The organism is Xanthomonas axonopodis pv. maculifoliigardeniae (assembly GCF_041519315.1).
Classification (GTDB): domain Bacteria; phylum Pseudomonadota; class Gammaproteobacteria; order Xanthomonadales; family Xanthomonadaceae; genus Xanthomonas; species Xanthomonas euvesicatoria.
Map to the genome: position 1 here is coordinate 2,125,368 of NZ_CP167998.1, position 24,375 is coordinate 2,149,742.

The 24,375-nt window shown below is 64.5% G+C and carries 12 protein-coding genes and 1 pseudogene; all 13 read right to left on the minus strand.

Annotated elements, in window-relative coordinates; all coding sequences use genetic code 11:
• Nucleotides 1-463: 463 nt before the first annotated feature.
• The 13 genes and pseudogenes from ACDH77_RS09340 to ACDH77_RS09400 all read right to left on the minus strand — a co-directional run bounded on the left by ACDH77_RS09340 (nucleotide 464) and on the right by ACDH77_RS09400 (nucleotide 24,350).
• Nucleotides 464-2,722 (minus strand): methyl-accepting chemotaxis protein, encoded by a 2,259-nt coding sequence (locus ACDH77_RS09340; RefSeq protein WP_372353899.1) that lies wholly within the window; start codon nucleotides 2,720-2,722, stop codon nucleotides 464-466.
• Between the two features lie 499 nt (nucleotides 2,723-3,221).
• A complete protein-coding gene (locus ACDH77_RS09345; protein WP_372353842.1) occupies nucleotides 3,222-5,480 on the minus strand; it encodes a methyl-accepting chemotaxis protein in 2,259 nt (752 codons plus the stop codon).
• 221 nt (nucleotides 5,481-5,701) lie between these two features.
• Nucleotides 5,702-8,074 carry a methyl-accepting chemotaxis protein gene (locus tag ACDH77_RS09350; protein WP_031422475.1) on the minus strand — a complete coding sequence of 791 codons (2,373 nt, stop codon included), beginning with the start codon at nucleotides 8,072-8,074 and terminating at the stop codon, nucleotides 5,702-5,704.
• Between the two features lie 13 nt (nucleotides 8,075-8,087).
• A complete protein-coding gene (locus ACDH77_RS09355) occupies nucleotides 8,088-8,849 on the minus strand; it encodes a transporter (protein ID WP_008577050.1) in 762 nt (253 codons plus the stop codon).
• A gap of 300 nt (nucleotides 8,850-9,149) precedes the next feature.
• Nucleotides 9,150-11,744, minus strand: coding sequence for a methyl-accepting chemotaxis protein (locus ACDH77_RS09360; RefSeq protein WP_372353900.1), 2,595 nt, complete (start codon nucleotides 11,742-11,744; stop codon nucleotides 9,150-9,152).
• 21 nt (nucleotides 11,745-11,765) lie between these two features.
• A pseudogene (locus ACDH77_RS09365) lies at nucleotides 11,766-12,947 on the minus strand (cache domain-containing protein); the annotation flags it as partial.
• A gap of 6 nt (nucleotides 12,948-12,953) precedes the next feature.
• A complete protein-coding gene (locus ACDH77_RS09370) occupies nucleotides 12,954-15,131 on the minus strand; it encodes a methyl-accepting chemotaxis protein (protein ID WP_372353843.1) in 2,178 nt (725 codons plus the stop codon).
• Nucleotides 15,132-15,668: 537 nt separating this feature from the next.
• Entirely contained in the window at nucleotides 15,669-16,202 is a 534-nt protein-coding gene (locus tag ACDH77_RS09375; protein WP_372353901.1) for a hypothetical protein, read from the minus strand.
• 322 nt (nucleotides 16,203-16,524) lie between these two features.
• Complete coding sequence (locus ACDH77_RS09380) at nucleotides 16,525-18,798, minus strand: methyl-accepting chemotaxis protein (protein WP_127168030.1); 2,274 nt, start codon at nucleotides 18,796-18,798, stop codon at nucleotides 16,525-16,527.
• Nucleotides 18,799-19,107: 309 nt separating this feature from the next.
• Nucleotides 19,108-21,393 (minus strand): methyl-accepting chemotaxis protein, encoded by a 2,286-nt coding sequence (locus ACDH77_RS09385; RefSeq protein ID WP_008577778.1) that lies wholly within the window; start codon nucleotides 21,391-21,393, stop codon nucleotides 19,108-19,110.
• Nucleotides 21,394-21,636: 243 nt separating this feature from the next.
• Nucleotides 21,637-23,646, minus strand: a complete 2,010-nt coding sequence (locus ACDH77_RS09390; RefSeq protein ID WP_008577777.1) for a chemotaxis protein CheA — start codon at nucleotides 23,644-23,646, stop codon at nucleotides 21,637-21,639.
• A 33-nt stretch (nucleotides 23,647-23,679) separates the two neighbouring features.
• Nucleotides 23,680-24,045: a response regulator gene (locus ACDH77_RS09395; RefSeq protein WP_002806565.1), complete on the minus strand. Its 366-nt coding sequence runs from the start codon at nucleotides 24,043-24,045 to the stop codon at nucleotides 23,680-23,682.
• On the minus strand, nucleotides 24,042-24,350 hold the full coding sequence (locus tag ACDH77_RS09400; RefSeq protein ID WP_003489692.1) for a lipid asymmetry maintenance protein MlaB: 309 nt from the start codon (nucleotides 24,348-24,350) through the stop codon (nucleotides 24,042-24,044). Before ACDH77_RS09400 ends, ACDH77_RS09395 begins: the two co-directional genes overlap by 4 nt.
• Between the last annotated feature and the right edge of the window lie 25 nt (nucleotides 24,351-24,375).

Sequence of the window (24,375 nt, forward strand, 5' to 3'; positions counted from 1 at the left end):
TCATCGAATGTGCCTTGAGCTGGTAACAACTTGAGTAGTGGGAGCCATCCGTTCGGCCCCCCGTGATCGGCCGTGCGATGGCATAGTGCAGTGAGGCGTTTTCGCGCTCGCAGGCGTGCCTCGTTGCTGACATAGCTAGCGGCGCAACCACTCTCGACTGAAGGGCGTCGTCACAAATTAATCACACGGTTTCGATGGCATTTATGTTCGAAAAAACCGGGACTCTGCCGATGCGGGCTGTTGGCGATGGCACCCCGGTCTGATCAAGCGCATGCAAAGCCGGGACGGGGCGTCAGTGCAGGCGCCACCGGAGGTTTTTTTGCGTGTGCGCAAGACCCATGCGGCCGTGCTGCCGCGACGCATGTGATGCCCGGCAATGCGCCTGGCGCCAGAAACACTGCCCATAAAAAAACACCGCGCTCGCCGGCGAGCGCGGTGTCCAGGTGCAGCCCCGGGGCCGGTATTAGAACTCGGCCCAATTGGACGCGTCGTTTGCGACCGACGCGACAGCGGCGCGTGCCGTCGGGCGCGCGACAGGCGGCTTGATTGCAGGCTTGCTCACCGCAACCGGACGCTTGGCGGCAATCTGGCGCACCGCCGGCGCGGTGCGGGTCACCGTTTCCATGTCCGCCGACAGACGGAACAGTGCCACCGCTTCGGTCAGTTGCTGGGCTTGTTCTTCCATTGCGCGTGCTGCAGCGGTGGCTTCTTCCACCAGCGCAGCGTTCTGCTGGGTGGTTTCGTCCATGCTTGTCACGGTCTGGTTGACCTGCTCGATCCCGGCAGACTGCTCCTGCGAGGCCGCGGAAATCTCGCCCATGATGTCGGTGACGCGCTGCACGCTGGCCACGATCTCGCCCATGGTGGTGCCGGCGCTGTTCACCAGCACCGAGCCTTCGGCCACCCGTTGCACCGAGTCGTCGATCAGGTCCTTGATCTCCTTGGCCGCGCCCGAAGAGCGCTGTGCCAGGGTGCGCACTTCCGAAGCCACGACCGCAAAGCCACGGCCCTGTTCGCCGGCGCGTGCGGCTTCCACGGCCGCGTTCAAGGCCAGGATATTGGTCTGGAACGCGATGCCGTCGATGACGGAAATGATGTCGGCGATCTTCTTGGACGAGGCTTCGATCCCGCTCATGGTGCCAACCACCTTGCTGACGATCTCGCCGCCCTGCGAGGCCACGCTGGCCGCACCGATGGCGAGCTGGTTGGCCTGGCGTGCGCTTTCGGCATTCTGCTTGACGGTGGAGGTGAGCTCTTCCATCGAGGCAGCGGTTTCTTCCAGGTTGGCAGCCTGCTGCTCGGTACGCTGCGACAGGTCCTGATTGCCGGCGGCGATTTCGCTTGCCGCACCCCTGATCGACGTGGCCGAGGCCTTGATGCCGCTGACGATCTCGGCCAGCTGCGTAGCGGTGGCATTGGCATCGTCGCGCATCTGCGCAAACACGCCGTGGAACTCGCCACTCATGCGGGCGGTGAGGTCGCCGGCAGCGATCGCCTGCAACAAGCCCGAGAGCGATTGCAGGTTGCCGTCGGCGGTGGCCATCAAGGTGTTGAGGCTGTCCACCATCACGCGGAAGTCGTACTGGAAACGCTCGGCATCGCCGCGGGCGCTGAAGTCGCCATTGGCCGCCGATGTCGCCAGGTGCTTGATCTCGGTATTCATCGCCGACAGGTTAGATTTGACCTGCGCCATGGTGTCGGTGAGCACGGCCTTTTCGCCGGGCAGCTTGTCCATGTCCTCGCTGAGATCGCCGATCGCGTAGCGGCCCATGATCTGCGCAAGCTTCAACTTCACCGCGATATGCGATGCGACCAGATTGTTGGTATCGCTGGCCATGCGTCCGTATTCGCCTGGGAACGCCTCGGCATCGATGCGGAAGCTGATCTGGCCTTCATCATGGCGACGGGCCATGTCGGTCTGCGCGCTGAGCAGATTGCGCAACTGCTGTTGCATCTTGCTCATCGCCTTGAGCAGGCGCCCGGCTTCGTCGTTGAAGTGGGTGTCCACGTCGTTGTCCAGCTGGCCGTCGGCGATGGATTCTGCAGCGCGGGTCGCGCGGCTCAACGGCTGGGTCAGGCTGCGGGTGATGAGCACGCCCAGGGCGCCGCTCAACAATACGACCAGCAGCGAGCCGCCGATCAGCAACTTGCGCGAGTCGTCCATGGACTTGAATGCGACAGCCGATGCATCGGCTGCCAGCTTCTCCTGCAGGGCGATGTTTTCGGCAATTTTGTCCTGCCAGACCTGCATGGCGGGCGCCGCCTTGTTCAGCAGAAAGGGAAGTGCTTCGTCGCTGTGACCGGTCATCACCAGATCCATGACCTTGTCATTCAAACCCTTGACTTCGGCGCGGCGCGCATCGATCTCTGCACGCAGGATCTTGCCTTGCTCCGAGGCCGGCATGGCATACAACGCTTCGCGCGCCTTGGTGTAGTCGGCACGCGCAGACTGGATCTTGGCAACGAACTGGCGATTCTCTTCATCGCTGGTAGGCAATACCAGATTGCGCAGCTGCGTGCCGATAATGAAATTGGCGTTCATCATGTCGTTGGACAGGCGAATCTTCGCCATGTTCTGGTTCACGATGCCGTCGACCAAAGCACGTGCTGACGTCAATCCGCGATAACCGATCAAGGCGATCAGGCCCGACAGCACAATCAGCACAGCGAAGGCGGCCGCTAGACGTGGGCCGACGTTGTAACGTTGAAGAAGTGAGGTCATGACAAGGTTCCTGGCAAGCGTTGCGCGATAAAAGCGAGCGATGCGGAAACGCCAGTCGAGTGCAGTCTGACGTCTCGCTATGCCTAATAACGGCGCCTGAGAGCATCTACTGAATACCTCGATATCAAAAAAAATATAACTCAAGTTAGGCTTGTGAAATAAATTTTTATTCTGTCGGAGTTTTCCCGTGGATTATGGTCGGCAATGCGGGCTCTACAGTATAAATCTAATTCAAATATAAAATTTATCTAATATTATATTGAATCGTACTGAAGAGTCTGTTTTCGACTGTGCGCCAAAATGAAAGCCGCGCTTTTTGAGGGCGCGGCTTCGATAACAGTTGCCATTTCAAGGCCATGCGGCTGATTGAACGACCGTACAACATGGCGAATAGTCCTACACTCGGAGACAGACTTCAGGATCCGCATACCTATGTGGTACTTGCCAGACCCGGCACAGGTCGCGCCCACCTGGCGGTGAGCGCAGCCGTCTCGCGCGCTTAGAACTCGGACCAATCGGATTCGTTGGACGGTGCCATTGCCACTGCGGCGCGGCCTGTCGGGCGCGCGGCGCGCGGCTTGGTGGCAGGCGTGCTGGCCGCCACCGGGCGCTTGGCGGCGATCTGGCGTACCACCGGCGTTGCGCGGGTGACCGCTTCCAGTTCGGCCGAGAGGCGGAACAGCGCCACCGCTTCGGTGAGTTGCTGTGCCTGCTCTTCCATCGAGCGTGCGGCGGCGGTGGCTTCCTCCACCAACGCGGCGTTTTGCTGGGTGGCCTCGTCCATGTGGGTGACGGTCTGGTTGACCTGCTCGATGCCGGCCGACTGCTCCTGCGAGGCGGCAGAGATTTCGCTCATGATGTCGGTGACACGCTGCACCGAGGAGACGATCTCGGCCATGGTGCTGCCGGCCTGATTCACCAGTGCCGAGCCTTCGGCCACCTTGCTCACCGAGTCGTCGATCAGGCCCTTGATCTCCTTCGCTGCACCGGCCGAACGCTGCGCCAGCGTGCGTACTTCCGAGGCCACCACGGCAAAGCCACGGCCCTGCTCGCCGGCACGCGCCGCTTCCACCGCGGCATTCAAGGCCAGGATGTTGGTCTGGAACGCGATGCCGTCGATGACGCTGATGATTTCGGCAATCTTCTTGGACGAGGTTTCGATGCCGGACATGGTGGTGACCACCTGGCCAACCACGTTGCCGCCGTGCGATGCCACGCCTGCCGCGCCGATGGCCAGCTGGTTGGCCTGACGCGCGTGCTCGGCGTTCTGCTTGACGGTGGAGGTGAGCTCTTCCATCGAAGCGGCGGTTTCTTCCAGGTTGGCCGCCTGCTGCTCGGTGCGTTGCGACAGGTCGTTGTTGCCGGCGGCAATCTCGCCGGCGGCCGTGTTGATCGCCAGGGTGGAGTGCTTGATGCGGCCCACGATGTCGGTCAGGCGCTGGGTGGTCGCGTTGGCGTCGTCGCGCAGCCGTGCGAACACGCCGTGGAATTGCCCGTCCATGCGCGCGGTCAGGTCGCCCTCGGCCACGGCGCCGAGCAGCTGCGACAGCTTGCCCAGGTTGCGGTCGCTGACTTCCATCATCGAGTTCAGATCCGACACCATCACGGCGAAGTCGTACTTAAAGCGCTGCGCATCGCCACGCGCACTGAAATCGCCAGAGGCGGCCGCCTGTGCCAGGTGCTTGATCTCGGTGTTGATCGACAACAAGCTGGCCTTGGCCGCATCCATCGCTTCATGCAGCACCGCGCGGCTGGCCGGCAGGCGACGCGCATCTTCGCTCAGGTCGCCCTGGGCATATTGATTGAGGATGCGCACCGCATCGATGATGGCGTCGAGATGCTCGAAGATCATCGTGTTGATGCCGGTGGCAAGGTTGCCGTACACGCCGGGGAAATCTTCCGGCATGCGGTGGGTGATGTCTTCGGCAGCATGCAGGTGCGACATGCGCGCGGTTTCGTCGGAGAAACGGCGCAGCATCTGGGTCATGCCACCGGTGGCCTCCAGCATCTGGCCGATCTCGTCCTTGCTGGTCTTGCCGACCTGCACGCCCAGATCGCCACGCGAGACCGCCTGGATGGCGCCCAGCGCCTTGGCAAGCGGGCTGGTGATGCTGCGCGCGATCAACCAACCGAAGGTCACCGACAGGGCGGCCATCAGCAAGGTGCCGATCAGCAGCACCGCGCTGGTCAGCTTGAACGAGCTGGCGCTGGCAGTCACCATGTCGCCCAGCGCCTTGGACTGCTGTGCATACAGCTTGTCCACCGAGGCGAACAGTTCCTTGCGGATCTCGCCCGATTGCTTGCGCGAAAACTCCATCGCAGCGGCGCGGTCGGGCTCTGCATAGAGCTTGCGCAGCTGCTGGTTGGCGGCGAAATAGCGGGCGCTGGCATCGGTGAGCCTGGCGTACTCGGCCTTCAACGGCGAGGCCGCATCGATCTTGGCGTCCAGCTGCTTCTGGGTGTCGGCGTACTTGGCCTGGATTTCATCCATGCGCTTGAAGAAATACGCGTAGCGCTCCGGGTCTTCCAGGTTGAGGAACTGGCCCACTTCGTAGACGCGGAATTCGCCGGCAAAACCGCGCAACTCGGACAGGCGGCTCAACACCGGCACCACGTCCTGGTTGATCAAGGTGGTTTCGCTCTGCATCTGCTTCATACGCGAAAAGCCCAAACCGCCCAGTAATGCGGTGAGCACGGCACTCAGACAGAAGGCAAACATGAGTTTGCGGCGGATTGGCCAGTCGTTGAACTTATTCATCACTTGCTCCGAAACATTGCCTAGTGGCGTTATCCAGCAAGCTAACGGCTGAAACCCCAACTTCTTTAGTTGTGAAGTATTAACGGGCAGGCAAGCGCCTGCCGATTACGCGAAAACGCCGCAATACAGTTGTCGCGGCGATGTGGCCGAGTCGCAGGGCCGCTAAACAGCGCTCTGCGTCACGGCGCCAGATCCGGGCCGCCGTTGCGCACCGGTCTTGCTCAGAAGTCCTGCCACTGGCTGTCGTTGCCGGCGGTGGCGGTGGACGCGCTCACTGCCGGCTTGCGAGCGCTAGGGGCACGCGTGCTGGGCTTGCTTGCCCGGGCAACGGCGACCACGGCGGGCGTTGTGGCCACAGGCATTGCAGCCTGCGCCTGCGGCGCATCGGCCAGGGTAAAGCGCGACACTGCGTGCGCCAGCTGGCTGGCCTGGTCCTCCATGGTGCGCGCAGCGGCAGTGGCTTCTTCCACCAATGCGGCGTTCTGCTGGGTCGCCTCATCCATCTGGGTGATGGTGAGGTTGACCTGCTCGATGCCCGACGACTGTTCCTGCGACGCGGCAGCGATCTCGCCCATGATGTCGGTGACGCGCTGCACGCTGGCGACGATATCGGCCATGGTGGTGCCGGCCTGATGGACCAGCTGCGAGCCCTCGGCGACCTTGCTCACCGAATCGTCGATCAGATGTTTGATCTCTTTCGCGGCACCGGCCGACCGCTGCGCCAGCGTGCGCACCTCGGAGGCGACCACTGCGAAACCGCGGCCCTGCTCGCCGGCGCGCGCCGCTTCCACGGCGGCGTTGAGCGCCAGGATGTTGGTCTGGAACGCGATGCCGTCGATCACGCTGATGATCTCGGCAATCTTTTTCGATGAGACTTCGATGCCGGACATGGTGGTGACCACCTGCGCCACCACCGCGCCGCCCTGCGAAGCCACACCAGCCGCACCGATCGCCAACTGGTTGGCCTGGCGTGCGCTTTCAGCATTCTGTTTGACGGTGGAGGTGAGCTCTTCCATCGAGGCGGCAGTCTCTTCCAGATTGGCCGCTTGTTGTTCGGTGCGCTGCGACAGGTCGTTGTTGCCGGCGGCAATTTCGCTGGAGGCGGTATGAATGCTGCCGGCGGCCTGCTGGATACGCCCGATCACCAGCGCCAGTTGCTCGGCGGTGGTATTGGCGTCGTCGCGCATCGTGGCGAAAACGCCATGGAATTGGCCCTGCATGCGCGCACTCAGGTCGCCGTCGGCCAGCGCGCTCAGCAGGCGCGACACTTCGGCGATGCTGACCGCGTTGGCATCGAGCAAGGCATTGAGCTGTTGCGCCAGTTGCAGGAAAAAGCCTTGTTTCCCGGTACTGTCGATGCGCTTGGAAAGATCGCCGGCAGCGGCGCTACGCACCACGTCGGCAACGTCGATTTCCACGCGCGCCTCGGCCGTGCGGTCGCGCCACTCGCAGACAAAGCCCAGATGCGCGCCGGCCTCGTCGCGAATTGCCGAAACGTTCTGTGCGATGCAGGTGCTGCGGTACTGCACCTCGCGCTGGGCAGCGCCCTGGCGGTCCAGACGCTGATAGATCTCCGCGTCCTGTGCGTTGCCCACTTCCAGCAGCGAGACCGGTTGGCCGACCAGGTTGGCGGTGCGATTGAACGCGGGCGCACAGGCCTGGATATCGTCTGCGTAGGTGTGCAGCAGGTTTTGCAGCGCACTATTGGTGTAGATGATGGTGAGGTCCGGGTCGGCGATGTACATGCCGGTGGAAGCGTTATCCAGTGCGGTGCGGATGCGCAGGTTTTCGGCTGCGATGCTGCGCTCGCGCTCCAGGCGCTCGCGCAGGTCGCGCTGCATGCGCGCCAATGCGGCCATCAGGCTGCGGCTGTGCTTTGCGGCGACCGGGATCGGTTGGTCCAGGCGGCCTTCGGCGATGTGTTGCGCGGCCGCCATGGCCAGCTGCGGCTCGCCGCCAAGCAGGCCGAATACCGAGCGCAGAATCCAGCCGGCCGCCAGCGCCAGGCACACGAATGCCAGCACCACGGCGCTACCCTGCTGCCACATCACGCGGTGGCTGTATTGCTCGGCCTGGCGGCGGCTGGCCTCGTTCAAGGCCAGGATGCGCTCGCTGATGGCGCCCATGCGGGTTTCAAGCTGGCCGAATTTATCGTTGAAATCCGCGTAGGCCGCTGCGCTGTCCGCCTGCGTTTCGGCAGCCTTCACCACCTGGTCGGCGGATGCGATATAGGCCTGCAGTGCCGGCGTCACCGCGTCCAGATCGGCGCGCAATGCAGGGGCCAGCGGCAGTTTGCGGTTGGCTGCCAGCGACTCGCGGAATTCGCCGGCGTGTTCGCCCAATGCGCTACGCGCGGCCGCCACGGCTTTATCGTCTTTCGTGGAGGCAGCAAGCAACGCGGCGGTGACATCGCCGCGCAGGGCGTCGTGCATCATGTCCGCCTGCATATGGTTGCGCAGCGCATCGGAGGAGATGACCTGTGCGGCAATCGCATCGAGCAGGCCGCGTTGGCCGTTATAGCCCACGCCACCCAAGGCGAGCAGCGCCAATGCGGCCACCAGCACCAGGACGCCCAGCATGTGCATGATCTTCATGGTGCAACCCGTGTCAGAAGCGGAAAGACAGGCCCACGCCGAGCGCGTGATCCGGTGAGCGGTCGTTGAGTCCGCGGCTGTAGACAGCGTCCAGTTGGACGTCGTTGCTCAGCAGCCAGGCCGAGCCGACATCGAGCAGGGCCACGGTGCCGCCATCGTCGCTGTTGGCGATCTGCGGCAACGCCACTTCGACGAACGAGCGCACGCGGTCGTTCCAGGCCTTGCCGAGAACGGCACCGAAGATGCCGGCGGTATATCGATTGCCCTGGCCATCGTCGTCCCAGATCACTCCGGGCATCATGCCGGCGGAAATGCTGTCGCTGAGCTCCCATTCGGCCACCAGCCGGAACGAGGGGCGCGCACCATGGCCGCGCAACGCCTGCGCGCCGCTGGGCAGATCCACATGCAGCAACCAGGCCAGCGAAGTCTTGCCATCGTCGGAGCTGGCCAGGTGGTGCTTGATGCCGAGCGAGACGTCGGACATGCCGCTCACCTGCGCATCGCCGGGCAGGTCGATGCGCTGCCAGCCATCGGTTTCCAGCCGCAGTTCCCAGGTCTGGCCCAGGCCGTAGCGCAGTAGGGTGGGTGTGGAATACGCATCCACCGCGTCATCGCGTTCCCACGCGACGCTGGTTTCCACCTGCACGCGGCGGTCGCCGACGGTGAGGCTGGATTCCACGAAATCGGGGCGGTCGGTCGCGATCGGGTCTTCAGCGCGGGCATGACCCATCACACCCAACAGCACAAAACAGCTGGCGATAACAGACGGCTTCATGGCATCCCTTGCGTGGCGACCTGCGGAAACAACTATCCGGATGCATGCGCTGGCTGCGTTGGTCGCGACAGCACGCATGCACTGCTGGACCGGCTGCTGCGGTGTGGCGCAGGCAGTCGATGTCATCCACACTAACGGCAACGCTGCATGATTCTTGATGCGCGTCGGACGATCGGAAGGGGCAGGGCATGCACAGCGCGCCGATGACGCGCCGTGCGGGATGCAGTTGTGGAATGCAAGTAACGCTGCGTGCGTGCGATTACGCTTGTGTTCGCTTGCAATCCACTGCGCGCAGGGCGGTTAGAAATCCTGCCACTGGCTGTCGTGACCGGCAGTGCCGGAGGACTTGCCCACGGAGTGAGGCAGCAGTGTCGCCACGCGCTTGCCGCGGGCGGCTGCCGGCTTGGTGGTGACCACCGCGCGCACCGCTGGTTTGACAGTGGACGCAGCCAGCACGGGCTTGACCGCATGATTGAGCTTGAAGACCGCCACCGCCTCGGTCAGCTGGCCGGCCTGTTCTTCCATCGCACGCGCTGCGGCAGTGGCTTCTTCCACCAGCGCGGCATTCTGCTGCGTGGCTTCATCCATCTGCGTCACGGTGAGGTTGACCTGCTCGATGCCCGACGACTGCTCCTGCGAGGCGGCGGAGATTTCGCCCATGATGTCGGTGACGCGCTGCACGCTGGCGACGATCTCGCTCATGGTGGTGCCGGCCTGTTGCACCAGCGACGAGCCTTGTTCCACCTTGCTCACCGAATCGTCGATCAGGTGCTTGATCTCCTTGGCAGCACCGGCCGAACGTTGCGCCAGCGTGCGCACCTCGGAGGCGACCACGGCAAATCCGCGGCCCTGTTCGCCGGCACGCGCCGCTTCCACGGCGGCATTCAAGGCCAGGATATTGGTCTGGAATGCGATGCCGTCGATGACGCTGATGATCTCGGCGATTTTCTTGGACGAGGTCTCGATGCCCGACATCGTGGTGACGACCTGCGCCACCACCGAACCTCCGTGCGATGCCACGTCGGCCGCGCCGATCGCCAGCTGGTTGGCCTGACGCGCGTGCTCGGCATTCTGTTTGACGGTGGAGGTGAGTTCCTCCATCGAGGCTGCGGTTTCTTCCAGATTGGCGGCCTGTTGTTCGGTGCGTTGGGAGAGATCGTTGTTGCCGGCAGCAATTTCGCTGGCGGCTGCGCTGATCTGCGTGGCCGAGGTCTGGATGCCGGAGACAATGCCGGTGAGCTGCGCCACCGTGGCATTGGCATCGTCGCGCATGCGGGCGAACACGCCCTGGAAATCGCCGTCCATGCGTACGGTGAGGTCGCCTTCGGCAAGCGCACTGAGCAGGCTGGAAATCCGCTCCAGGCTCAGCGAGGTGGTTTCCAGCAGGCCATTGAGCTGGCGGCCGAATTCCAGGTAGAACCCGTGCTTGTCTTCCAGCGCCAGGCGCTGGCCGAAATCGCCCATCAAGGCGGACTGCACCAGTTCGGCCACTTCCTGCTGCGTGCTGACTTCGGCACTGATATTGCGCCACAGCAGCATGCTGCCGCTACGACGGCCATCGGGGGCATACAGCGGGGTCATGGTCAGATCCAGCGTCACCGGCCCGAAGCGGTAGCGCTCGGTGGTGGTGGACTGCAGCTGCCGCAGACGCTGCGTCCGCGCGGTGCCTTCGCCATCGTTGCCGAACACGTAGTCCATCGGCTTGCCGACCACCGCATCGGCACTGAAGCCGGTCTGGCCCTTGGCATGGAAGGCGGGCTCGCCCTGCTTGAACGAGGTGTGCAGCGCCTGGGTGATGAACACCGCGTTGTGCTGTTCGTCGGCCAGCAGTACTTCCATTTCCGAGTGTTCCAGCGCGGTGCGGATGCGCAGGTTTTCGTTGGCCACCTGCGCATCGCGCTCGATGCGCTCGCGCAGGTCGTTCTGCATGCGTTGCATGGCGCCCATCAGGCGGCCCACTTCGTCCTGGCGCTGCACGGCGATCTGGTTGTCGAGCTTGCCCGAGGCGATCGCATCGGCCACGTGCGCAGCGGCCTCCAGCGGCTGCACCACCTGGCGACGCAGCAGCGCAAACAGCGCCACGCTGAGCACCAGCGCCGAGCCAAGGCCGACGGCAAGGATGGTCCACAGCAGGTGATGCGCCTGCTGCATGATCGTGGCATACGGCACCACCACGCCCAGCGCGAAGCGCTCCTGCGCCTTGCCGATCTGTAGCGGAACGTAGGCGCTGACTGCGCCGTCTGCATCGGGGGTGAAATCCAGCGCGTCCTTGCCGGCCTTGATCGCCTCCAGCATGGTGCGGTGGCGTGCGTCGGTGACCTGCTTGCCGATGCGCGTGGTGTCGTGCGATGCCAGCACCACGCCGGCAGGCGAGAGCAGTTCGACATAACCGTCCTGCATCGGGCGCAAGGCGCCAAGGCGCTGCTGCAATGCCGCCAGTGCCACGTCCACGGTGACCGCGCCCAGATACTTGCCGTCCTGCAGGATCGGCGTGGACAAGGTGGTCATCAGCACGGTCTTGCCGCCGATCTTGTAATCGTAGGGTTCGGCCACGGTCTGCCGCAGCAGTGCACGCGGTTTCAGATTCCAGTCGCCCAGGCCGGGGGTTTCGTAATCGGTGAGCGGCTCGCGGACCAGTGTCTGCTCACTGCGTCCCCAGTAGGTCATGAAGCGGCCGGTGGCGTCGTGGCCCTTGGCATTGGCAAATGCGCTGTCCTTGCCATCGAAGGCCTGCGGCTCCCACAAGGTGCCCATGCCGACCCACTCGGGGTGGTCCAGCAATTGGTCGTGCACCACTGCCGCGGCGCTGTCGCGGCTGATGCCGCCATTGGCCACCTGCGCATCGCGCTCGATGCGCTCGCGCAGGTCGTTCTGCATGCGTTGCATGGCGCCCATCAGGCGGCCCACTTCGTCCTGGCGCTGCACGGCGATCTGGTTGTCGAGCTTGCCCGAGGCGATCGCATCGGCCACGTGCGCAGCGGCCTCCAGCGGCTGCACCACCTGGCGACGCAGCAGCGCAAACAGCGCCACGCTGAGCACCAGCGCCGAGCCAAGGCCGACGGCAAGGATGGTCCACAGCAGGTGATGCGCCTGCTGCATGATCGTGGCATACGGCACCACCACGCCCAGCGCGAAGCGCTCCTGCGCCTTGCCGATCTGTAGCGGAACGTAGGCGCTGACTGCGCCGTCTGCATCGGGGGTGAAATCCAGCGCGTCCTTGCCGGCCTTGATCGCCTCCAGCATGGTGCGGTGGCGTGCGTCGGTGACCTGCTTGCCGATGCGCGTGGTGTCGTGCGATGCCAGCACCACGCCGGCAGGCGAGAGCAGTTCGACATAACCGTCCTGCATCGGGCGCAAGGCGCCAAGGCGCTGCTGCAATGCCGCCAGTGCCACGTCCACGGTGACCGCGCCCAGATACTTGCCGTCCTGCAGGATCGGCGTGGACAAGGTGGTCATCAGCACGGTCTTGCCGCCGATCTTGTAATCGTAGGGTTCGGCCACGGTCTGCCGCAGCAGTGCACGCGGTTTCAGATTCCAGTCGCCCAGGCCGGGGGTTTCGTAATCGGTGAGCGGCTCGCGGACCAGTGTCTGCTCACTGCGTCCCCAGTAGGTCATGAAGCGGCCGGTGGCGTCGTGGCCCTTGGCATTGGCAAATGCGCTGTCCTTGCCATCGAAGGCCTGCGGCTCCCACAAGGTGCCCATGCCGACCCACTCGGGGTGGTCCAGCAATTGGTCGTGCACCACTGCCGCGGCGCTGTCGCGGCTGATGCCGCCATTGGCGCGTTGCACCAGCAAGGTGGTGGCCAGCGATTGGCCGGTCGTCAACGCCTGGCCAAGCTCGCTGCCGATCTGCTCGGCCTGGTAGCGCGCGGAATTTTGCATCGTGGCCTGCGCAGAGGCGCTCAATGCGCGACTGCTTTGCCAATAGGTGATGGCTGCGGTCAAACCGAAGCACAGCGACGCAATGACTGCCGTACCGAACATCAGGCGGTACGCCAGGCGTCCGCTGAAACGTGAGTGGGTGGAAGGCGAGGTCATGGGCGTAGCCGCGGAAGGAAAAAGGAAAAGGGAGAAAACAACCCCGCCGGAGCGGGGCATGTGCGGTCAGTAGGCGGCCAGCGCAGCCCGCGCAGGCGCGCGTGTGCCGACATGGCCGAACGTCTTGGAGGTGGCCGCGACGATCCGGAAGCTGGACACCGCCTCATCCAGCTGCTGCGCCTGCTGCTGCATGGCATTGGCCGCTGCGGTGGCTTCTTCCACCAGCGCCGCGTTCTGCTGCGTGCTTTCGTCCATCTGGGTGACGGTGAGGTTGACCTGTTCGATCCCGGCCGACTGTTCCTGCGAGGCGGCAGAAATTTCGCTCATGATGTCGGTAACGCGCTGCACCGAAGAGACGATCTCGGCCATGGTCTTGCCGGCCTGATCCACCAGCAGCGAGCCCTCGGAAACCTTGCCCACCGAATCGTCGATGAGGTGCTTGATCTCTTTGGCCGCGTTGGCCGAGCGCTGGGCCAGCGTGCGTACTTCCGAGGCGACCACCGCAAATCCGCGGTCTTGTTCGCCGGCACGTGCGGCTTCCACCGCGGCATTCAGCGCCAGGATATTGGTCTGGAAGGCGATGCCGTCGATGACGCTGATGATCTCGGCGATCTTCTTGGACGAGGTCTGGATACCGGACATGGTGTCCACCACCTGGCTCACCACCTGGCCGCCCTGCGAGGCCACGCTGGCGGCGCCGATCGCCAACTGGTTGGCCTGGCGTGCGCTTTCGGCATTCTGCTTGACGGTGGAGGTGATCTCCTCCATCGAGGCGGCGGTTTCTTCCAGATTGGCGGCCTGCTGTTCGGTGCGCTGGGACAGATCGTTGTTGCCTGCGGCGATTTCGCTGGCCGAGCCGGTGATGGAACTGGCGGCCTGCTGGATGCGCCCGACGATGCCGGCCAGTTGGGTGGCCGTGGTGTTGGCGTCGTCGCGCATGCGCGCGAACACGCCATGGTACTGGCCATCCAGGCGCGCAGTGAGGTCGCCTTCGGCCAGGGATGCCAGCAGCTCGGACAGCTTGCCCAGGTTGCGGTCGCTGACCTCCATCATCGCGTTGAGGTCGTTGATCATGCGCGCCGAGTCGTGCTTGAAGCGCGTGGCATCGCCGCGTTGACTGAAGTCGCCGTTGGCTGCAGCTTGCGCCAGTCGCTTGATCTCGGTGTTGATCGCCAGCAGGCTGGCCTTGGCCGCGTCCATCGCTTCGTGCAGCACCGCACGCGTGCCGGGCAGGCGCGCGGCATTGCGCGACAGGTCGCCTTGCGCATACTCGTTGAGGATGCCGATCGCATCGACGATGGCATCCAGGTGCTCGAAGATCATCGTGTTGATGCCGGTGGCCAGTTCGCCGTAGACGCCCGGGAAATTGGTCGGCATGCGGTGGGTGACATCGTCGCCGGCATGCATGTGCACCATCACCTTGGTCTGCGCGGAGAAGCGCTCCAAGGTGTGGACCATCTCGTCGGTGGCCTTGAGCATCTGGCCGATTTCATCGGTGCCGTGTTCGGCAGTACGCACGCTCAGGTCGCCGCGCGCCACGCCCTTGATGGCCGCCAGGGCACGCGACACCGGCTCCAGGATGGAATTGCCGATCAGCCAGCCCACCAGCAGGTTGATCAGCACCAGGGCGCCACCGGCGAGCGCAACGATGCCGGTGAAAACCAGCGCCTGAGATTGGGTGTCGTCCAGGTACACGCCGGTGCCGATCACCCAGCCCCACGGCTTGTACAGCGCCGCGTACGAGGTTTTCTGCACCGGATCCTTCTGCCCTGGCTTGGCCCAGGTGTAGTCGACATAGCCGCCGCCGGCCTGCGCTGCGGTGACGAATGCTGGAAACACGCGCTTGCCGTCCGGGCTGAGCACGTCGCTCAACGGCTTGCCGACCAGGTCCGGGCGGGTGGGGTGCATCAGCATCGTCGGCGTCTGGTCGGTGACGTAGATGTAATCCACACCGCCACGTGCACGCATGGTCGACAGGGTATGCAGCGCACTCTTTTTGGCGGTCTCCACGTCGATCTCGCCCTTTTCGGCGCGCTCGGCATAGCCATTGACCACCGCAGTCGCCATCTCGATCTGGCTCTTGAGCCCATCGCGGCGCGTATCGGTCAGGTCGACGTACTGCATGCGTGCGGCGATCACCGCCAACGCAATGATGCCCAGCGCAACCAGGGCAGTCTGGGCGAAGAACCTGCGCTTGAGCGGCACATTGGCCAGCGTTTTCGCAACCGTGGTCTTCAGCGTCATGGCAGATATCCAGCAAAGGAATGTGGCCGTTGTAAGTCGGATAGCGACCTGATTCCGAAAATGTTGAGCCGGACACAACGCAGGTGGCGGACGATTCGTGGCGGAGTCGACCTGCGAATGGTGTGGCTCTGCTCAGTGCGTTAACGCGCTGGCACGGCGCGTTGCGTGCTCGGCGCAGTGGCAGCGCGCTGGGCATGACAGCGAACCAGACAGTGCCTGAAAGACATGCTGTCACGCGATCGCCGACGGCGTGGGCACGGTGGCGGTTTGCACTTTCGGCGACCATTGAACGGCTCACAGCTGCCCGGCGAATTCATCAGGCAATGCGGTGACGGCGCTCAGCGTCCTGGCGCAGGCGCTGCGCATGCGGCACCGGGCAGCGCACGGTGTGAACGGCACCGGCGGGCGGGCCGGGAGATTGTGCAGTCGCCGCGCCGATGAACTCAGCCGCATAAGGCGTGATGGTTCAGCGTGAACTGGTGCGTGCTACGCGTGATGTTGCCCGGGCGCTGCGTGGCAAGGTTTGCCTGCAGCGGCTCAGTTGCGCTGCGCGACGTTCACGCTGGCGACCGATTGCTGCAGGCTCTGCAGTTCGGTCCACAAGACGTGGCGAGTATCGCCGCTATGGCCCAGCGACAAGGCTTGTGCGTATTGCAGGTCGCCTTCGTGCAGGGCGCGATTGGCCTGACGGTGCTGTGCCAGATACTTGCCCAGCTGCTGCTGTACCAGCGCGAATTTGCGTGCCTGTTCGCCCTGCGGCGCGGTGGCCTGGAAGTAGCCGGCATGCCGTGCGATCCGCTGGTGCAGATTGCCCAGACGCTCGTCGTAGGCTTCGATACGCGCCGCATCGTGCCTGGCGGCAAGCTGTGCACGTTGATCGTCGCGCAACTGCGCCAGATCCACCGCCAGCGCCTGCAATGCAGTAACCGGCACATTGTCCAGAAGCACCGAGACCGGCGCTGCCGGGGCGGCGAAGGAGGGCGGCAACGAGACGCCCGCAGCCAGCAACGCGACGGTGAACACACAGCCCAGCACGTTGCGGGCAGAGCGGTTGGAGTTGGCGGTGTGCATGCGGACGTCCTTCGATCTAGCGCGGGCAATGCGGCCCTCAGTGCTTGTTGTATCGGCCGCACGAGCCTGCGCTTGACCGATTTTCGACCAGCGGCACGCTTGCATGGTCGTCGCAATGACTTCCTTCTCCTGCGGGGAAAGCCGGTGCGCAGCGCCGGATGAAGGCACGCGCACAGCCTCATGCGCCCACCGCAAGCTGTCGACAACGACACGCGACACTGCCTCGGCAGGGTTTTCCCCGCCAAAAAAAAGCCCCGACATTGCTGCCGGGGCCTGGGGACCACCTGCCGTCTGATCCGGCGGCCGTGTATCTGCAGTGGGCTTAGAACTCCTGCCAGTTCGACTCGCTGTTGCCGGCCGCGGCAGCCAGCCGGCGTTGCGCTGGGGCGGGGGCGGCGCTGGGTTTTGTAACAGCCGAGCCGGTCACGCGTTTGGCAACGCTGGCCGACGTGGCAGCGGCCAGGCGCAGCGGTGCAGGGCGCTTGGCCGCGGGCACCACACCGGCGACCTGCTGCACCTTGAAGATCGATACCGCATCGGACAACTGACCGGCTTGCTCTTCCATTGCACGTGCCGCGGCCGTGGCTTCTTCCACCAGCGCCGCGTTCTGCTGGGTGGTTTCGTCCATCTGCGTCACGGTGAGGTTGACCTGCTCGATCCCGGCCGACTGTTCCTGCGAGGCGGCAGAAATCTCGCCCATGATGTCGGTGACGCGCTGCACGCTGGCGACGATGTCGGCCATGGTCTTGCCGGCCTGGTCCACCAGGACGGAGCCTTCGGCGACCTTGCTCACCGAGTCGTCGATGAGGTGCTTGATTTCCTTGGCTGCGCCGGCAGAGCGCTGGGCGAGCGTGCGCACTTCGCTGGCCACCACCGCGAATCCGCGGCCCTGGTCGCCTGCGCGCGCCGCTTCCACTGCGGCGTTCAACGCCAGGATGTTGGTCTGGAAGGCAATGCCGTCGATGACGGAGATGATATCGGCGATCTTCTTCGACGAGACTTCGATGTCGGCCATGGTGGACACCACCTTGCCGACCACGTCGCCGCCTTGCGACGCCACAGCCGCCGCGCCGATCGCAAGCTGGTTGGCCTGGCGTGCCCCTTCGGCGTTCTGCCTGACGGTGGAGGTGAGCTCCTCCATCGAGGCCGCGGTTTCTTCCAGGTTGGCGGCCTGCTGTTCGGTGCGCTGCGACAGATCGTTGTTGCCGGCGGCGATCTCGCTGGCCGCGGTATTGATCGACACCGTGGCGTGCTGGATGCGCCCGACAATGCTGGAGAGCTGTTCGGTGGTGGCGTTGGCATCGTCGCGCATCTGCGCGAACACGCCGTTGAACTCGCCCTGCATGCGCTGGGTGAGATCACCTGCAGCAATGGCCTGCAGCACCTTCGACAGCGCGCCCAAATTACCGTCGGCGGTGGCCATCAGCCGGTTGAGGCTTTCCACCATTGCCAGGAAATCGTGCTGGAAACGCGCCGTATCGCCGCGTACGCTGAAGTCGCCATCGGCCGCAGCCTGGGCCAGCAGTTTGATCTCGCTGTTCATCGCCGTCAGGTTGGATTTGACGGTGTCCATGGTCTCGCTCAACACGGCTTCTTCGCCCGGCAGGCGGTCCATGTCCTGGCTCAGGTCGCCGATGGCGTAGCGCGACATGATCTGCGCGAGCTTGAGCTTGACCGCGATATGCGCGTCTACCAGGGCATTGGTATCGCGCACCATGCTGCCGTATTGCCCGGGAAACGCATCCTGGTCCATGCGGAAGCTGATCTTGCCGCTGTCGTGCTGGCGGGCCATCTCCTGCTGCGCGGCGGCAACGGCCTTGAGCTGCTCCTGCATGCCGCGCATGCTGGTCAACAACTGGCCGGGCTCATCGCCCGGCTGCGGGCCGATCGGGTGATCCAGATCGCCGTGGGCGATCGCATCGGCGACCTGCGTGGCCTGCTTCAGCGGCCGCACCAGGCTGGCCGAGATCAGCCACGCCAACGCGGCGGCCAGGCCGGCCGCGAGCAGGCCGAAGGCGATCAAGGCACGGTTTGCCAGCGCCACGCTGCCCAGGATGGTGGCCGCGCCGGCGGCATTCTGCTGATTCTGCAATTCCACCGCGGCAGCAATCGCCTTGGAGCGGCGCTCCAGCAACGGCTGCGCCTGCCCACTGAGCAGCTGCTTTGCGCCCTCCAGGTCGCCTTCGCGTACCAGGCCCAGCAGCCGGTTGTTGGTGGCGCGGGCAGCGGTGAGGCTGTCTTCGATGGCCTGCCGAGCACGTAGGCCGTCGCTATTGGTCGGCAGCTGTTTCAACGCGGTCCACAACTGCGCGTAATGTTCGCGATTGGCCTTGAGCTGCGCATCGACAGCGGGCCGCTGCTGCGGGGTCGCCAGCATGAAGTCGCGGATGTAGCGCTCGCCGAGCATGTTGCTCTCGCGCATCTGACTGAGCAGCGCTGCCTTGCGGTTATTGACCTCGACGATGATCGCGACCTGATGTTGGACGGTCTTGAACTGGGACAGCGCCAGGGCGGTGGAGCCGGCAAGCAACGCGATCAGCAACGCGAATGCCACCGCCAGGCGTCGCCCGACGGTCATGGAATGCAGGAATTTCATGGTGTTTCTCTCTGGGGAGGGTGGAAAAGAGATACACCGGTAGCGTTCGCCACCCGGAATTCTGAAGTCGCATGTTGCATTGCAGCATGCTGGCGTTCATGGTGCTCGGTGGGGCCAGCGCGAGGCATGGCCAAGCGATGCATCGCGCAGGCGTGGCGGCTGCGAGAATCTGCTGCTGTAATGGATGTTGGGATGCGTGCGCGTGAGCGTTGCTACAACCCGCACGCGCCAAAAAAAAAGCCCCGACATCGCTGCCGGGGCTTGCTCATGCGTGGTCGCCTTATCGCCTGCTCCACGCAGAGGCGTCGCTCAGAACTCCTGCCAACTCGACTCGCCGTTGGCGGCTGCGGCAATCACCGGGCGTGGCGTTGCTGTGGCCGTGGCCGCGACACCGGCCGATACAGGGGCGCGCTTGGTCGTGGCCGATCTGGCAGCGCCTGGTTTGGCGGCGGCCAGGCGCGGCGGAGCAGGGCGCTTGGCTGCAGTGGCCACGGCAGCGACTTGCTGCACCTTGAAGATCGACACCGCATCGGACAGCTGACCGGCCTGCTCTTCCATCGCACGCGCCGCGGCCGTGGCTTCTTCCACCAGCGCTGCGTTCTGCTGGGTGGCTTCGTCCATCTGCGTCACGGTGAGGTTGACCTGCTCGATCCCGGCCGACTGTTCCTGCGAGGCGGCAGAAATCTCGCCCATGATGTCGGTGACGCGCTGCACGCTGGCGACGATGTCGGCCATGGTCTTGCCGGCCTGGTCCACCAGGACGGAGCCTTCGGCGACCTTGCTCACCGAGTCGTCGATGAGGTGCTTGATCTCCTTTGCCGCGCCGGCCGAACGCTGCGCCAGCGTGCGCACTTCCGAGGCGACCACGGCAAAACCACGGCCCTGCTCGCCGGCACGCGCTGCTTCCACGGCGGCATTCAAGGCCAGGATATTGGTCTGGAAGGCGATGCCGTCGATCACGCTGATGATGTCGGCGATCTTCTTCGAGGACACTTCGATGCCGGACATGGTGGTCACCACCTGCGCCACTACGCTGCCGCCTTGCGAGGCCACCGTGGCCGCACCGATGGCGAGCTGGTTGGCCTGGCGCGCATGCTCGGCGTTCTGGCGCACGGTGGAGGTGAGTTCCTCCATCGAGGCGGCGGTTTCTTCCAGGTTGGCCGCCTGCTGCTCGGTGCGTTGCGACAGATCGTTGTTGCCGGCGGCAATCTCGCTGGCCGCGGTATTGATCGACAAGGTGGCGTGCTGGATGCGCCCAACGATATCGGCAAGTTGCGCGGTGGTGGTATTGGCATCGTCGCGCATCCGGGCGAACACGCCATTGAACTGGCCTTGCATGCGCTCGGTGAGATCGCCCGCGGCAATGGCCTGCAACAGCTTCGACAGCGCGCTCAGGTTGGCATCGGCGGTCGCCATCAACTGATTGAGGCTCTCCACCATCGCCTGGAAATCGTACTGAAAACGTGCCGTGTCGCCGCGCACGCTGAAGTCGCCGTTGGCAGCGGCCTGCGCCAGCAGCTTGATCTCGCCGTTCATCGCCGACAGGTTGGCCTTGACGGTATCCATGGTGGAACTGAGCACGGCCTTCTCGCCGGGCAGGCGGTCCATGTCCTGGCTGAAGTCGCCGATGGCGTAGCACGACATGATCTGCGCGAGTTTCATCTTGACCGCGATATGCGAGCCGACCAGGCTGTTGGTGTCGCGCACCATGGTGCCGTAGTCGCCTGGAAACGCATCGTGTTCCATGCGGTAGCTGATCTGGCCGGCTTCGTGGCGCTTGGCCATTTCCGACTGCGCTGCAAGCACGGCCTGCAATTGCCGCTGCATGCCTTCCATGCTGTGCAGCAGTTGCCCGGCTTCGTCGCGGCTGTCGACGTGGATGGCGTTATCCAGTTTGCCCTGCGCGATGGCACTGGCCACCCGCGTGGCGCGAGCGAGCGGGCCGGCGATGCTGCGGGCGATGAACCAACCGGCAAATGCAGCCAGCAGCACGACCAGCACCATCGCCACGAGCATGACCTGCACCGAGCGTTGATAGGTCGCCTCGGCCTGCGCGATCTCGCTGTCCATGTGGGCGACGTTGAACTTGGTCAGCTCGACCAATTTCGCGAACAGGTCGCGCCGCGCCGGGCGCGATTGCTCATCGGAAACGCGATTGGCAGTGACCAGATCGCCGGCACGCACCGCGGCGCTGAGTGCGGCGTTGGCCTTGTAGTACGCGTCCAGTTTCAGTTTGACCTCGTCGTACAACTCGGTCTCTCTGCCGGCCGTGGTGGTCTTGGCGTAGGCGTCCTGCGCCGTCGCGACGTCGGCGCGCGCCTTGTCCATGCGTTCGAAATAATTCTGCACCGCCTTCGGATCGTCGGCGTGTGCCAGCTGGGCAAGTTCGTAGGTGCGGAATTCGCCGAGCAATGCGCGCATTTCGCTCAGTTGCTGCACGGCCGGTGCCCACACGGTGCCGATCTCGCGCAACAGATGTGCGCTGGACTGCATGCGCACGAGCGCAAACCCGCCCAGGCTCAAGGTGATCAACGCGGTAAAGGAAAACGCCACGGCCAACTTGCGGGCAACGGCAAGATTGCGGAACCAGTTCATAGCGGTCTTCTCGTATTGCAGAGAACGACTGGCCTCGTGGGCGCCCGTCAGTGGTTGGGCGAATGACGATGGCAGCGTCGAAAGATCCGGACAAAGGGCCAGAATCTCCGCCGGTCGTGTCGGGCCGGACGGGTGTTGCTGATGCCGGCAGTCCCCATACTGCCGGCGATCGCTCCAGCACCCATCGTGCATCGATGGCGTGGTGGAGCCTTGCGCCGCGGCATCCAGGCCGCGGCGAGTGCATTACGCGGCTTGCGGTACCTTGAGCGAGCGCACCAGGCCACCGATGTCCACGATCAGCGAGACCCGCCCATCGCCGAGGATGGTGGCGCCGGAAACGCCCGGAATCCGCCGGTAATTGTTCTCGATGTTCTTGACCACCACCTGCTGCTGGCCAAGCAATTCGTCCACTTCCAGCGCGATCTTCTGGCCGTCGCCTTCGACCACCACCACCAGCGATTCCTTGGAGGACTGTTGCCCGCCGAAGCCGTAGTAATTGGTGAGCGAGAGGATCGGCAGATATTCGCCACGCACCCGCAGTACCCGACCGTCGCCGGCCATCGCGCGGACGTCTTCCGGTGCCGGCTGCAGGGCTTCGAGCACGTAGGACAGCGGCAGGATCAGGGTTTCGCCGGCGACCGAAACGGTCATGCCGTCCAGAATGGCCAGGGTCAGCGGCAGACGGATCAACACGCGGGTACCGCTGCCGGCGTTGCTTTCCAGCTGCACTTCGCCACCCAGGCCCTGGATGTTGCGGCGGACCACGTCCATGCCCACGCCACGACCGGACAGGTCGGTCACCGCATCGGCGGTGGAGAAGCCCGGTGCGAAGATCAAGTCCCACACCTGCGCATCGGTCGGGTTGTCCGGCACGGCGATGCCGCGTTCGGCCGCTTTTTCCAGGATCTTGGCGCGATTGAGGCCACGGCCGTCGTCGCTGACTTCGATCACGATGTGGCCGCCCTGGTGCGATGCCGCCAGGGTAATCGTGCCGGTTTCGTCCTTGCCGGAGGCGCGGCGCGCATCGGGCATTTCCAGGCCGTGGTCGATCGAGTTGCGCACCAGGTGCACCAACGGATCGGCGATCTTTTCGATCAGGCCCTTGTCCAGCTCGGTGCTTTCGCCAATGGTGCGCAGGCGCACTTGCTTGCCGAGGCGGCTGGAGAGGTCGCGGACCAGGCGCGGGAAGCGGCGGAACACCGCATCCACCGGCAGCATGCGCACGCCGATGACCGCTTCCTGCAGATCGCGGGTATTGCGCTCGAGCAGATCCAGGCCGGCGAACAGCTGTTCGGCATGCGCCGGATCCAGGCCGGTGGAGACCTGCTTGAGCATGGCCTGGGTGATCACCAGTTCGCCGACCAGATTGATCAATGCATCGACCTTGTCGACGCTGACGCGGATCGAGCTTTCGGCTTCGGCAGCGGCGGCCTTGGCCGGTGTCGCCGCGGCGGCAGCAGGTTCGGCAGCGGCGCCCGGTGCAGCGGCAACGGCTGCAACCGGTGCGGCCGCCGGAGCGTCCACGGCCAGGCTCGGCGGCGGGCCGGGCACGGCCATCGGGCGGATGTCCAGTTCGCAGTCGTCCACCACCCAGGCAAAGGTGTCTTCGATCTTGCTGCGCGGAATCTTGCCGATCAGGCCCAGGTCCCACGCCAGATACGCTTCCAGCGGATCGATGTTTTCAAAACCCGGCATGCGCTCCAGACGCGCGGCGATCTGCAGCGGGCCCAGGTGTTCGAGCTCGCGGATGATGCGCAGCGGGTCGTTGCCGCTCATGAACAGCGACGGCGCCGGCGTGAAACCGATGTGCCAGGCTTCGGGTTCTTCTTCCTTGGGCTTGGCGACCGCCGCGGCGGCCGGCGCTTCGCCAGCGAGCACGGCATTCAACCGGGTGTGCACGGCCTTGACCGCAGCCGGATCGGCCGGGGTGCCGTGTTCGGCTTCGCGCAACAGGGCGCGCAGCACATCGACCGAGCCAAGCATGGCATCGACCGCATTGGGTTCGAGCTGGCGCTTGTTGGAGCGCAGCTCGTCCAGCAGCGTCTCCAGCACGTGGGTCAGCCCTGCGACGGCGTCGAAACCGAAGGTGGCAGCGCCGCCCTTGATCGAGTGCGCGGCGCGGAACACCGAGTTGATGATTTCCGGGTCGCGGTTGCCTTCTTCAAGCGACAGCAGCCCGGCCTCCATCGCGTCGAGCCCTTCACGGCTTTCCTCGAAAAAGGTGGCGTGGAAACGTTGCAGGTCCATGCTCATGGGCGTGAAATCCGAAGCTGAAGCGAGGAGGGTTTAACCGAGAACTTTCTGCACGGTGGCGATCAGCTGTTCTGGGTTGAACGGCTTGACCAGCCAACCGGTGGCGCCGGCTGCCTTGCCTTCGGATTTCTTGTCGGCCGCCGACTCGGTGGTGAGCATGAGCATCGGGGTGAACTTGTAGTCCGGCAGCTGGCGCAGCTCGCGGATCAGCGAGATGCCGTCCATGTTGGGCATGTTCACGTCGGTGACCACCGCATTGAAGCGCTGGCCCTTCGCGCGGCCCAGCGCAACCGCGCCGTCTTCGGCTTCTTCGACGGCAAAGCCGGCAGAGGTGAGGGCGAAAGAGACCATCTGGCGCATCGACGCCGAATCGTCCACCACCAAGATACGTGCGCTCATGCGGCGTTCTCCACAGATTTCAGGTTGTCATTGGATGCGGGGAGTCCGAGCGCGTCGGTGACGCCGAGCAGACGCGCTGCATCCCTAAAAGTGTCGTTGCAGCCATCGAATTCGGTGTGCAGGCCGGCCTGGCGGCGGCTCTGCACAAAGGCGCAGAGCAACTGCACGCTGGCGGTGTGGATGCGTCGGACTTCACCGGCATCAAGCACCAGGTCGCCGTCCTGGGTGAGGAATCCGGCAAGCTTTTGCTTGAGGTCGGCGCTGGTCTCGATGCCGAGATCCTCACCCAATGTCACTGTGCTCATTGTTGCTCCGAACGGATGGTTCTAT